This is a genomic window from Micromonospora eburnea (genome assembly GCF_900090225.1).
GTDB lineage: Bacteria > Actinomycetota > Actinomycetes > Mycobacteriales > Micromonosporaceae > Micromonospora > Micromonospora eburnea.
This window is the reverse complement of record NZ_FMHY01000002.1, coordinates 5429154-5441220: the sequence shown is the minus strand read 5'-3', so window position 1 is coordinate 5441220 and position 12067 is coordinate 5429154. Positions and strand designations below refer to the sequence as shown.

Genomic DNA, 12067 nt, shown 5'->3' with positions numbered 1-12067 from the left:
GGAGAACAGATGCCCGCCAAGCCCAAATGGGCGCAGCTCGCGGATCATATCCGTGGGCAGATCGCGTCCGGTGAACTCGTTCCGGGAGACAAGCTCCCGTCCACGGCTCAGCTCTGCAAGGAGCACGGAGTCTCGACCATCGTTGTCCGGCAAGCCATCTTCGCGCTCAGGACCGAGGGTCTGGTCGAAGGCGTGCAGGGCGTCGGTGTGTTCGTTGCCGAGCAGCCGCCGGGCGGAGTGGGCAAGTCCTGAGAGCGATATGACTGTGAGTCACATACGTGCCTCCCAGCTATATCGCTCATGGAGGTAAGCCCGGGAGCGCCCACCGGGCCGCCAACTTCGAGTAGCCCACGCCGTCGAGCGGCGTAGCGCCGGGCGGCGGTGCCGAGGCTACGCGGGGCGGTTCACCGCCCTCACCGTGACGAGGTCGTCCAACCCCTCGAAGCCGGCATGATTGGTGGTGTAGAGCGGCAGGCCGTTCGTGTGGGCCACCGATGCAATCATGAGGTCGGCGATCCTGCGGCGAGTGCCGCGGCCCGTGGCCAGCACGGCCGCGGAGACTAGACCGAACGCTCGCGCCGCCTCGCCGCCGAAGGGTAACGGTTCGAACGTCGCTTCCACGTGCTGAAGGACGCTCGTTCGGCGCGCTCTTTCCCGCGGATCGTCCGTGTGGTGGGGCCCAGCGGACAGTTCCGCGAGGGTGACGGCGCTGATCACCATCTCCTCGGGAAGCTCTGCGGGATTCGGGCCGGCGAGGTGGATGACGATGTTGGTGTCGATCAGGCCACGAAGGGGGAGTTCACCACTCACGGTCGAGAAGATCCTGCCCGATCGCTGCGTCGAGGTCCCTGCGGAATCTGGACTCGTCGAGCGCGGGTGCCGTCGCGAAGGCCGCCATAACCTCGGCTCGGGGAACGAAGGTGCGTCGCCGGATAGGGATCAGCCGGCCGATCGGGGTGCCGTTGCGGGTGATGGTGAACGATTCTCCACGCTCAACGTCGCGCATGATGGCATCTGAGTCGTTGCGTAGCTCGCGCTGCGTGATCTCGCGCGGAGCATGCTCTGCCACGGCGACAGGTTAGACCTGATGTGCTACGAGGTGCTACGACGCAGCGCGGCCGACAACACCTTGCTCATCGCCGCCACCCGCATATTTGCCCAAGATCTGCGGCGGCACCTGGCCCGCCAGCGGCGGGGCGAGCGGTGGTGTGGGTGACGGCGGATCCGCACCGGCGAACCGGGTAGCTCAAGCCGAGAGGGTGGCCAGGCGGGGGAGGAGCGGGGTGATCGCGTCGACGGCTTCGGCGCGTACCACGAAGCGGGTGATCCCCCAGCGGCGCTGGTGGTCCGCGACCGCCGTGACGATCTCGTCCTCGGTGCCGATCAGCACGAACGGCGTGGCGAGCACCTCGGCGGCGGTGAGGCCGCCGTGCGCGGCGAACCGCGCGGCGGCGGCCTCGGCGTCGTCGGTCACGGTGACCTGCTGGACCAGCGCCTCCAGGACGGGCGGCTCGGCGCGGCCGGCGGCACCGGCCGCCACCTGGGCGAACTGCGCTTCGAGCTGGTCGGCCCGCCACCGCACCTCGTGCATGTAGCCGTCGGCGAGGGTACGCCCGAAGCCGGCCAACCCGACCACGTCGGCGTGCGTGCCGGCCCAGCGCAACAGCGTCGAGTTCGCCGTACCGATGGTGAGCGGGACATGGGCCTGGACCGGCCGCAACCCGGCGAGCCGGGCGGCGTGGGCGGCCAGGTCCGGGGTGTCCACGGTGACCTCCTCGCCGGCCAGCAGGTCGCGGGTCGCCTCGGCGACGGCGATGCAGCGGCGGACCCGCCCGGCGACGTCGGGGCGTTTCCGGCCGACGGCCCGCCACTCGGCCGGGGTGTGGCCGGCGCCGAGGCCGAGCCGGGCCCGGCCGCCGGAGACCACGTCGAGGGTGGCCACGTCGGTGGCGAGCAGGATCGGCTCGCGGACCCCGGCGTTGGAGACGTACGAGCCGAGGCCCAGCGTCGAGGTCACCGCCGCCGCGGCGGCCAGGGCCACGAACGGCGACGCGCCGAGGCCCGGGTGGTCAGCGGCGGACAGCGAGTCGAAACCGGCCGCCTCGACCCGGCGGGCCAGGTCGAGCCAGCTCGCCGCGTCGGTCGGTTGAGCCTGTACGGAGAAGATCGCCATCCCTCCAGCATGTGCGCCCGCCCTGGCCCCGACCACCCCACGCCCGCTGATTCTGCCAACGGGCGAATCCGCCGAGCGGCTTGTTAGGAGGGGGCCCCTATACAACGCCAGGCGTTAAGAGGGGGCCCCTCCTTTCCCGCGGTGGACGGCCGCCAGGCGGGTCAGGTCGGCGGGGGTGAGGCGGAGGGCACCGGCGGCGACGTTCTGGGTGAGGTGGTCGGGGTTGCCAGTGCCGGGGATGGCTAGCACGTTCGGCCCCTGATACAGCGTCCAGGCCAGCCGCACCTGGGCCGGGGTGACGCCGCGCTCGCGGGCGACCGCGCGCACCTCGTCGTGCTCGACACCGGTCGCGCCAGCCTCCCGTCCGCTGGTGGCCAGCGAGAAGAACGGCACGAAGGCCGTCCCGTGCGCGGCGCAGTCCCGGATCAGCGCGTCGTTGCTCAGCCGGTAGCCGAGGCCCCACGAGTTCTGCACGCAGACCACCGGGGCGATGGCGCGCGCCTCGGCGACCTGATGCGGCTGCACGGCGGAGACGCCCAGGTGGCGGATCAACCCGGCGTCGCGCAGCTCGGCCAGCGCGCCGAAGTGCTCGGCCAGCGGCTCCGGACCGTACACCCGGAGGTTGACCACGTCGAGGTGGTCGCGGCCGAGCTGGCGCAGGTTCTCCTCGACCTGGCCGCGGAGCTGGTCGGGCCGGGCCATCGGCAGCCACTCACCGGACGGGTCCCTGCCCGGCCCGACCTTGGTCACGATGACCAGATCCTCCGGGTACGGCGACAGCGCCCGGTTGATCAGCTCGTTCGCCGAGCGCCGCGCCGAGAAGTAGAACGCGGCCGTGTCGATGTGGTTGACGCCCAGTTCAACGGCGCGGCGCAGCACGCCGACCGCCCGGTCCCGGTCGCTGGGGCTGCCGTCGGCGCTGGCGGTCAGCCGCATCGCGCCGAAGCCGATCCGGTTGACCGTGCGGTCGCCGAGCCGCCAGGTCCCGGCCGCTGCCGCGTTGGTCGTCCCCGTGGTCATGCTGTCTCCGTCCCCTCGGATGGGTCTCGCCAGCGTCCCGGTCGACGGACGCCGGATGTTCCCACGTCGCGGCCGTCCGCTCGGTTCACGCTCGGCGCATCCGGTCGATCCGGCACGGCAAGTGAGAACAACTCCTCGGCCGCAGTGCCGTTCACCGCGTCCAGCGCGGCCACCAGCTTCCGCTCCTCGTAGCTGAAGTGCGACTCGATCAGCGCGGCGAGGCCGTCCAGCTCGGTCCGGACCGTCGCCCCGTCGGCCGCCCCGGTGAGCAGGGCGTCGATCCGGTTCAGCAGGTCCGCGACCACGCGGTGGTCCTCGCGCAGTTCGGCGAGGACGGGTCTCAGCTCGGGCACCTGCTCGGCGAGGAGGCGGAACACGCCGTCGTCTTCGCCGCTGTGGTGCCGTTCGAGTGCCGCGCAGAAGCCGACGCAGTGTGCCCGTAGCTCGCGGGTCAGGCCCGTGCCGGCGCTGCCGGGGGAGTCGAGACTCGCGCGGAGCCGGGCCAGCTCCTCGCGGAGCCAGTCGTGGATCTCGATCAACTGGGTGCCGAGGGCGGTCAGCCGCCCGGCCGGTGAGTGGGATGGGTGCACATGGTTCCCTACGTCCCGCGCCTCCATGCCCACGGCGGTCTTCGAGCCGGGTGCACCGCGACGCTGGTTGCGGATCCTACCCCGTTGCCCGACCGGGTGGTCGCCCCCGGCCGGCCGGTCCATCACACCAGCCCGCGCCGGTTCATTCCCCCTCGTCCGGCTCGTTCGGCTCGTGCCAACGGGCCCGGTAGGCGGCCTCGTGCGCCTCATGGGTGACCCGCTCCTCGAAGATCAGCTCGCGCAGCGCCGTCCGGCCCTCGGAGAAGATCACCACCTCGGCGGCCACCATGCCCACGCAGATCACGGTCAGCAGCGCCAGGGTCGCCAGCGCCGGCAGCCGGCCGACCAGCGGGGGACAGATGGCGAGCAGCCCCAGCGTGCCGACCCGGGTCCAGCTCAGGGTGCGCAGGGTCCGCAGTTGGAAGAGCATGTTGCCGACGAGGTACAGGAACACCCCGCCGAAGAGCAGCGGCGCGGCCGGGCCGTGGGCCGGCTCCCAGTTGGAGACGTGCAGGTTGGTGATCTGAGTGACGATCGCCTCGGCGCCGAGCGCGAAGAGGATGATGCCGGCGATCATCGGCAGGTAGCAGTACGCGTAGGCGTCCCGGGCCATGGTGAGCCGGGGTTTGCCCTGTGCCGCGTGCAGGGCGATCCGGGCGGCCGGCCCGATCATGTCGTAGTGCGCCCACCAGAGCGCGGCGGTGAAGAAGATGCCGAGCACCGCCGCTGCCACGGCCGGCCCGGTGGGCGGCTGGCCGAGCAGGTTGCTGCCGACGCCGACCGAGATGACCGACTCGCCCAGCGCGATGATCAGAATCAGGTCGTACCGTTCGGTCCAGTGTTCGGCCGAGGCGATGCCCCAGCCCGAGGAACTGATGAGCTGGCCGCTGGTGTACTGGAGCAGCACCACCGCGGCCCACAGCCCGTCCCGGACGATCGGGGCCGCGGCGGAGCCGTGCAGGGCCGGGGGGATCAGCGCGGCGGCGAGCAGCAGCAGGGTGCTGGCCGCCAGTTCCGGCGCGAACCGCATCAACGGCCGGCGCTCGTTCGGGTTGTCCCGTACTGAGTGCAGGAGGAGCAGCACGTGGACCAGGCGGACCACGATGTAGCTGATCGCCGCGACGATCGGCCCGGCGGCGCCCCGCACATCCCGGAACGCCTGCGGCAGTGACAGGGCGAAGGTGAACAGCGCCGCCATGCCGATCGTCATCAGCACCGGCACGAAGCCCTCGCCGAGCCGGACCCGGGTGGCGACCACGCTGTGCAACACCCACGTCCACCAGAGCACGGCGAGGACCAGCAGGGCGTGCAGCAGCGCCCCGCCGCTGATCTCCTGTGCGGTGGTCCGGGTGATGATGAAGAACGAGAAGACAAAGACCAGGTCGAAGAAGACCTCGAACCGGTCGACCCGGGCCGCGGGGGCCACCGGCACCGCCGGCCCGAGGTGCCTCCGCCACCCGAAGCCGCTCACCGGACGAGTCTTTCAGCGGCCGAACGCTTCCCGTGCCGGATTCCGGTACGAGGAAGGGGGCGCGCGGCGTACACCGCGCGCCCCCTTCCTCAGGGCGTCTCCGCCGGGGTCAGAGCCCCAGGTCGGCCTCGAAGTTGCCGGCCTCCAGCCGCTCCTTGACGGCGACGAGGAAGCGGGCCGCGTCCGCGCCGTCGATCAGCCGGTGGTCGTACGACAGGGCCAGGTAGACCATCGACCGGACCGCGATGACCTCGCCCAGCTCCGGGTCGTTGACCACGACCGGGCGCTTCACCACGGCACCCGTGCCGAGCATCGCCGACTGCGGCGACGGCACGATCGGGGTGTCGAAGAGGGCGCCCCGGCTGCCGGTGTTGGTCAGCGTGAAGGTCGCCCCGGCGATCTCGTCCGGGCTGATCTTGTTGGTCCGGGTCCGCTCGGCCAGGTCGGCGATCCGCTTGGCGATCCCGCCCAGGTTGAGGTCGCCGGCGTTGTGGATGACCGGCACCATCAGGCCCCGCTCGGTGTCCACCGCGATGCCGAGGTGCTCGGCCTCCGGGTAGGTGATCGTCCCGGCGTCGAGGTCCATGCTGCCGTTGACGATCGGGTACGTCTGGAGCGCCTCGACCGCCGCCAGGGCGAAGAACGGCATGAAGGACAGCTTCACGCCGTGCCGCTGCAGGAACGAGTCCTTCGCCTGCGCCCGCAGCTTGGCGACCTTGGTGACGTCCACCTCGATCACCGTGGTGAGCTGCGCCATCTCGTGCAGCGACTCCTGCATCCGCTTGGCGATGACCGCGCGGATCCGGGGGAGCTTCTCGGTGGTGCCCCGCTTCGCGCTCGGCTGCGGCTTCGCGGCCGGCTTGGCCGGGGCCGCCGCCGCGGCGGGGGCCGGCTGGGCGGCGGGGGCCGCCTTGGCGGCCTTCGCCTTCTCCGCCGCGTCCAGCACGTCCTGCTTGCGGATCCGGCCGCCCACACCGGTGCCGTTGATCGAGGACAGGCTGACACCGTGCTCGGCAGCCAGCTTGCGGACCAGCGGGGTCACGTAGCCGGCGGCCTCCTCGCCGCCACCCTGCGCCGGCGCGGTCGGGCGCTGCGGGGTGGGGGTCGGCGCGGCCGGCTGCGCGGCCTGCTCGACCTTCGCCGGCTGGGCGGCGGTCTCCGCCTCCGGCGCCGGCTCGTTGTACGACACACCCGGGGTCGGCTCCTCGACCTTCGGCGCGGGGGCCGGGGCAGGGGCCGGGGTCGGCTGAGCCGGGGCCGGGGCCGGGGCGGCACCGGCCGCACCGATGATCGCCAGGTCCGCGCCGACGTCGGCGGTCTCGTCCTCGGCGACCTTGATCTCCAGGAGCGTGCCGGCGACCGGCGAGGGGATCTCCGTGTCGACCTTGTCGGTGGAGACCTCCAGCAGCGGCTCGTCCACCTCGACGCTGTCGCCGACCTGCTTGAGCCAGCGGGTCACCGTACCCTCGGTGACGCTCTCGCCCAGAGCCGGCATCTTGACCGGGGTGCCCGGGCCCGCCGGCACCGGGGCCGGGGCCGCCGGCTCCTGCACGGCCGGCTGCTCCGCCTCGGCCTGCGGCGCGGCGGCGGCCTCCGCGGCCTGCTCCGCAGGGGCGGCCGGGGCTGCCTGCGGGGCGGCCTCGCCCTCGCCGGCGATGACCGCCAGCTCGCTGCCGACCTCGGCGGTCTCGTCCTCGCCGACCACGATCCGGCTCAGCACGCCCGCCGCGGGCGACGGGATCTCGGTGTCCACCTTGTCGGTGGACACCTCAAGCAGCGGCTCGTCGACCTCGACGGTGTCGCCCTCCTGCTTGAGCCAGCGCGTGACGGTGCCCTCGGTGACGCTCTCGCCGAGCCGGGGCATGGTGACCGATACCGGCATGTTCTCCAGACTCCTTCATTTCCCTGGTGGGATCATCGCCCGTCGCCGGACGCCGCGTTTGTCGTGGTCAGGCGTGCGCGTGCAGCGGCTTGCCGGCCAGGGCCAGGTGCGCCTCGCCCAGGGCCTCGTTCTGCGTCGGGTGGGCGTGCACGAGCTGCGCCACCTCGGCCGGGTACGCCTCCCAGTTGTAGATGAGCTGCGCCTCGCCGATCAGCTCGCCGACCCGGGCGCCGACCATGTGCACGCCGACCACCGGGCCGTCCTCGACCCGGACCAGCTTCACGTGGCCGGCGGTCTTGAGGATCTGGCTCTTGCCGTTGCCACCCAGGTTGTAGTTGTAGGTCTTGATCTTGTCGGCGCCGTACTGCTCCTTGGCCTTAGCCTCGGTCAGGCCGACCGAGGCCAGCTCCGGGTCGCAGTAGGTGACCCGCGGGATGCCGGCCTCGTCGATCACGGCCGGGTTCAGGCCGGCGATCTCCTCGGCGACGAAGATGCCCTGCTGGAAGCCGCGGTGCGCGAGCTGGAGGCCGGGCACGATGTCGCCGACCGCGTAGACGTTCGGCACGTTGGTGCGCAGCCGCTCGTCGGTGAGCACGTATCCGCGGTCCATCTTGACGCCCTGCTGCTCGTACCCGAGGTTGGCGGTGTTCGGGCCCCGGCCGACGGCGACCAGCAGCAGCTCGGCCTCGACGGTCTCGCCGCCCTGGATGGTCAGCTTGACGCCGTTCGCGGTCTTCTCGACCTTCTCGAACGGCTTGCCGACCTTGAAGTTGATCTTCCGCTTGCGGAAGGCCCGCTCCAGCGCCTTCGACGACTCCTCGTCCTCGGCGGCGACCAGGCGGGGCAGCGCCTCGACGATGGTCACGTCGACGCCGAAGGACTTCCACACGCTGGCGAACTCGACGCCGATCACGCCGCCGCCGAGCACGATCGCCGAGGACGGGATCCGGTCCAGGACCAGGGCGTGGTCGCTGGTGATGATCCGCTCGCCGTCGACATCCAGGCCGGGCAGGGTCTTCGCGTACGAGCCGGAGGCCAGCACGACGTTACGGCCGGTGTAGCGCTTGCCGTCGACCTCGACGGTGTTCGGCGCGACCAGCCGGCCGGCGCCCTCGACGATGGTGATCGCCTTGTTGCTCTTGAGCATCCCCTGGAGGCCCTTGTAGAGCCGGGCGATCACGCCGTCCTTGTACGCGTTGACCGCGGCCATGTCGATGCCGACCAGCTCGGCCTTGACGCCGAACTGCTCCGACTCGCGGGTCTGGTCAGCGATCTCGGCGGCGTGCAGCAGGGCCTTGGTCGGGATGCAGCCGTTGTGCAGGCAGGTGCCCCCGAGCTTGCCCTTCTCGATCAGGGCGACGGTCAGGCCCAACTGGACGGCGCGCAGGGCGGTCGCGTAGCCGCCGCTACCACCTCCGAGGATGACGATGTCGAAGGTCGTGTCGTTCGGCTCGCTCACGTTCCAACTCCCAGTTCGCGTCACTGCTTCGGGGGTTACGGGGGAGTAAAAGGCACACCCCACCTCGGTCATCTTGTCACCACCGGGGACGGAGCGCGTAGTGAGGTGCCCAACGACACGTTGCCGCCACGTACGCTTGGCACCGTCTTCGATGACCCGCGGGGGAGGAGTTGGGTGCGGTGGGGCTGTTCCGACGACGCAAGCGCACCGGCGCGGTGGGCCGCGAGCGGATCGCCGAACGCGCCGATCTGGACCATCTTGAGAACTTTGTCCGCACTCGGCGAGGGGTTGAGGCGTATCTGGAACCCCGTACCACGGTCACCGAGACCACCGTCATCCTGATCGCCGACGACGGGGAGTGGACCCGGCGGCGGGTCGGCGGCCCGGAGGCGGCCCGTCGCTTCGCGCACCAGCTCGCCATTCCCATCTACGACGTGGGCCTGATGGGCTACCCGCAGCGCATGCGCGACTACAACGAACGCCGCAAGCGCCGCCCCGAGCTCTTCTGAAACGACTTCGGGGAGGTTGCTGGCTCCCGGCGTGCCGAGGCAGCAACCTCCCCGAAGTCGAGTGGATCCAGGGGTCAGCCGTTGGCGGCGACGTCGTCGACCAGGTGGAGCAGGGTACGGACCGGCACGCCGGTGCCGCCCTTGGTCCAGTAGCCCGTCGCCTCACCCGAGTGGTAGCCGGGGCCGGCGATGTCGATATGCGCCCAGGCCACGTCCTCGGTGACGAACTCACGCAGGAAGACGCCGCCCTGCAGCATGTGGCCGGCCCGGTCCATGCCCGCGTTGACCTGCGAGATGTCCGCGACGTCGGAGTCCATGCCCTTGCGCACGTCGTCCGGCAGCGGCATCGGCCAGGCCGGCTCACCGGTCGCCTCGCCGGCCACCCGGACCCGCTCGCACAGCTCCGGGGTGCCCATCACGCCGGCGATCCTCTTGCCCAGCGCGACCACCTGGCCGCCGGTCAGGGTGGAGGTCTCGAACAGGTAGTCGGCGCCGTCCTCGCAGGCGCGGGCGATGGCGTCGCCGAGGACCATCCGGCCCTCGGCGTCGGTGTTGAGCACCTCCACCCGCTTACCGTTGTACATGGTGATCACGTCGCCCGGCCGGTAGCTGGTGCCCGACGGCATGTTCTCCGCCATCGGCAGGTAGCCGGTGACCGCCACGGACGGCTTGAGCGCCGCGATCGCCAGCATGGCCGCGCCGACCGCCGCCGCGCCCGCCATGTCGGACTTCATCTCCCACATGCCCTGGGCCGGCTTGATGGAGATGCCGCCGGTGTCGAAGGTGATGCCCTTGCCGACCAGCGCCACCCGCTTGCCGGTGCCGCCGCCGGAGGGGGTGTAGGTCAGCTTGACCAGCCGCGGCGGGGCCTCCGAGCCCTGCCCGACGGCGAGGATGCCGCCGTATCCGCCGGCCTTCAGCGCCGCCTCGTCGAGCACCTCGACGCCGAGCCCGGCCTCGCGGGCGGCGGCGGCAACGACGTCGGCGAACGCCGGCGGGCGCAGCTCGTTCGGGGCGGTGTTGACCCAGTCGCGGCTGGTCAGCACCGCGCCGGCCACCGCCTGGGCCCGGGCGATCTCCGCCTGGGCGGTCCCGTCGGCGGCGTCCGGCACGGCGACCAGCACCTCGGCCACCGGCTCACGCCGGGCCGGCTGCGGCTTGGTCTTGTAGCCGGCGAACCGGTAGCCGCCGAGCAGCGCGCCCTCCGCGACCGCGCGCAGCGCGGCCGGGGCGTCCGCGTCGTCCGGCAGCGGCAGGGCGAGCGCGACACGCGGCGCGCCGGCCAGGGCGCGTACCGCGGCGCCGGCGGCCCGGCGCAGGGTCTCCGGGGCCGGGGCGGCACCGGACGGCTCGGCACCGAGCCCGACCGCGACGACGACCGGGGCGGTGACCGTGCCCAGCGTGGCCAGCTTGATCACCTCGCCGGCGCCGCCGGTCGCGCCGAGCAGCGCCAAGGTCTCGGTCAGCTTGCCGTCGAACGCGGCCGCGATGCTCTCCGCGCCGCTGGCCAACAGCAGGGTGCCGGCGGGTGCGCCGGACTCCTGCTCTGCGGTCTGGCTGTGCACGCCGATCACGATCGCGTCGACGGCGAGTTCGGCGGGGTCGGTGTCGACCAGGCTGAGGGTGGTACGGGGCGATGTCACTGAAGCTACTCCGGGCGGGCCGGGCCGGCCGCGTCGTCGCGTACCGGCGATGAAGGTCTCCGGCGGCAACCTACCCGCCGGAGGCGTGGCTGTCCCGCCGATGCGTTCCAGCGGGGTCCCGCCGATGCTAACGAGCGTTCCAGCTGGCGGTAAGTTGCCACCCATGACCGAGGTGACCTCCGCCGCCGCGACCCGGCTGCGCCGTTCCCCGCTGCACGAGCGGCACACCGCTCTCGGCGCCAAGTTCGCCCCCTTCGGGGGCTGGGAGATGCCGCTCGAGTACGCCGGCGGCGGCGTGCTCAAGGAGCACACGGCTGTGCGTACCGGGGTGGGCGTCTTCGACGTCTCGCACCTCGGCAAGGCCCGGATCACCGGGCCGGGCGCCGCCGACTTCGTCAACGCCTGCCTCACCAACGACCTCGGCCGGATCGGCCCCGGCCAGGCGCAGTACACGCTCTGCTGCGACGACGCCACCGGCGGGGTGGTGGACGACATCATCGCCTACCTGCACGCCGACGACCATGTCTTCCTCATCCCGAACGCGGCCAACACCGCCGAGGTGGTTCGCCGGTTGCGCGCCGCCGCGCCGGCCGGGGTGGTCGTCACCGACGAGCACGAGGCGTACGCCGTCCTCGCCGTGCAGGGGCCGCGCTCGCCGGAGCTGCTCGGCGCGCTGGGCCTGCCCACCGACCACGACTACATGAGCTTCTCGGCCGGCGAACTGGCCGGCACCGGGCTGACCGTGTGCCGCACCGGCTACACCGGCGAGCTGGGTTACGAGCTGGTCGTACCGGCCGAGCACGGGGTCGCCGTCTGGGACGCGCTGGTCGCCGCCGGGGAGGCGTACGAGCTGCGGGCCTGTGGGCTGGCCGCGCGGGACACGCTGCGCACCGAGATGGGGTACCCGCTGCACGGGCAGGACCTCTCGCCCGAGATCACCCCGGTGCAGGGCCGCTCCGGCTGGGCGGTGGGCTGGGACAAGCCGGCCTTCTGGGGCCGGGACGTGCTGCTCGCCGAGAAGGCCGCCGGCCCCCGGCGTACGCTGCGCGGCCTGGCGGCGGTCGACCGGGCGATCCCGCGCCCCGGCATGGCCGTGTACGTCGGCGACCAGCAGGTCGGCACCATCACCAGCGGCACCTTCAGCCCGACCAAGAAGCAGGGCATCGCCCTGGCGCTGATCGACACCGCCCCCAAGCTCCCCGACGGCGACGTGGTCGAGGTGGACATCCGCGGTCGCCGCGCCCAGATGCGCCTGCACCGCCCCCCCTTCATCCACCCCTCCGTCCGCTGACCCCCCTGACCCCCGCCCCCCCGCCCGCT

At 72.2% G+C, this 12067-nt stretch carries 13 protein-coding genes; 4 read left to right on the top strand and 9 right to left on the bottom strand.

Annotated features, from left to right (window positions below):
• Nucleotides 1-9 precede the first annotated feature (9 nt).
• Nucleotides 10-252 carry a GntR family transcriptional regulator gene (locus tag GA0070604_RS23445; RefSeq protein ID WP_091122648.1) on the top strand — a complete coding sequence of 81 codons (243 nt, stop codon included), beginning with the start codon at nucleotides 10-12 and terminating at the stop codon, nucleotides 250-252.
• Between the two features lie 138 nt (nucleotides 253-390).
• On the opposite strand, the gene GA0070604_RS23440 is transcribed toward GA0070604_RS23445, so the two are convergent.
• Both GA0070604_RS23440 and GA0070604_RS23435 read right to left on the bottom strand, forming a co-directional pair.
• Entirely contained in the window at nucleotides 391-810 is a 420-nt protein-coding gene (locus GA0070604_RS23440; RefSeq protein ID WP_091122643.1) for a type II toxin-antitoxin system VapC family toxin, read from the bottom strand.
• Complete coding sequence (locus GA0070604_RS23435) at nucleotides 800-1069, bottom strand: type II toxin-antitoxin system Phd/YefM family antitoxin (RefSeq protein WP_091122638.1); 270 nt, start codon at nucleotides 1067-1069, stop codon at nucleotides 800-802. Before GA0070604_RS23435 ends, GA0070604_RS23440 begins: the two co-directional genes overlap by 11 nt.
• A gap of 18 nt (nucleotides 1070-1087) precedes the next feature.
• On the opposite strand from GA0070604_RS23435, the gene GA0070604_RS34020 reads away from it, so the two are divergent.
• On the top strand, nucleotides 1088-1216 hold the full coding sequence (locus GA0070604_RS34020; RefSeq protein WP_279615703.1) for a hypothetical protein: 129 nt from the start codon (nucleotides 1088-1090) through the stop codon (nucleotides 1214-1216).
• Nucleotides 1217-1246: 30 nt separating this feature from the next.
• Here the strand turns inward: GA0070604_RS34020 and GA0070604_RS23430 are convergent, their stop codons facing one another.
• The 6 genes from GA0070604_RS23430 to lpdA form a co-directional block, all read right to left on the bottom strand.
• Nucleotides 1247-2173, bottom strand: a complete 927-nt coding sequence (locus GA0070604_RS23430; RefSeq protein WP_091122637.1) for an LLM class flavin-dependent oxidoreductase — start codon at nucleotides 2171-2173, stop codon at nucleotides 1247-1249.
• Nucleotides 2174-2287: 114 nt separating this feature from the next.
• On the bottom strand, nucleotides 2288-3193 hold the full coding sequence (locus tag GA0070604_RS23425) for an oxidoreductase (protein ID WP_091122635.1): 906 nt from the start codon (nucleotides 3191-3193) through the stop codon (nucleotides 2288-2290).
• Nucleotides 3190-3783, bottom strand: coding sequence for a hemerythrin domain-containing protein (locus tag GA0070604_RS23420; RefSeq protein ID WP_244162058.1), 594 nt, complete (start codon nucleotides 3781-3783; stop codon nucleotides 3190-3192). Before GA0070604_RS23420 ends, GA0070604_RS23425 begins: the two co-directional genes overlap by 4 nt.
• Before the next feature lie 142 nt (nucleotides 3784-3925).
• The gene (locus GA0070604_RS23415; RefSeq protein WP_091122632.1) at nucleotides 3926-5254 is read right to left on the bottom strand and encodes a low temperature requirement protein A; all 1329 of its coding nucleotides are present in this window, start codon (nucleotides 5252-5254) and stop codon (nucleotides 3926-3928) included.
• A 109-nt stretch (nucleotides 5255-5363) separates the two neighbouring features.
• Complete coding sequence (gene sucB / locus GA0070604_RS23410; protein ID WP_091122628.1) at nucleotides 5364-7136, bottom strand: 2-oxoglutarate dehydrogenase, E2 component, dihydrolipoamide succinyltransferase; 1773 nt, start codon at nucleotides 7134-7136, stop codon at nucleotides 5364-5366.
• Between the two features lie 67 nt (nucleotides 7137-7203).
• Nucleotides 7204-8595, bottom strand: a complete 1392-nt coding sequence (gene lpdA / locus GA0070604_RS23405; protein WP_091122625.1) for a dihydrolipoyl dehydrogenase — start codon at nucleotides 8593-8595, stop codon at nucleotides 7204-7206.
• A 179-nt stretch (nucleotides 8596-8774) separates the two neighbouring features.
• On the opposite strand from lpdA, the gene GA0070604_RS23400 reads away from it, so the two are divergent.
• Nucleotides 8775-9104, top strand: coding sequence for a hypothetical protein (locus tag GA0070604_RS23400; protein ID WP_091122622.1), 330 nt, complete (start codon nucleotides 8775-8777; stop codon nucleotides 9102-9104).
• Between the two features lie 74 nt (nucleotides 9105-9178).
• On the opposite strand, the gene GA0070604_RS23395 is transcribed toward GA0070604_RS23400, so the two are convergent.
• Nucleotides 9179-10747 (bottom strand): leucyl aminopeptidase, encoded by a 1569-nt coding sequence (locus GA0070604_RS23395; protein ID WP_091122619.1) that lies wholly within the window; start codon nucleotides 10745-10747, stop codon nucleotides 9179-9181.
• Nucleotides 10748-10910: 163 nt separating this feature from the next.
• On the opposite strand from GA0070604_RS23395, the gene gcvT reads away from it, so the two are divergent.
• Nucleotides 10911-12038: a glycine cleavage system aminomethyltransferase GcvT gene (gene gcvT / locus GA0070604_RS23390; protein WP_167363563.1), complete on the top strand. Its 1128-nt coding sequence runs from the start codon at nucleotides 10911-10913 to the stop codon at nucleotides 12036-12038.
• The last annotated feature ends 29 nt before the right edge of the window (nucleotides 12039-12067 follow it).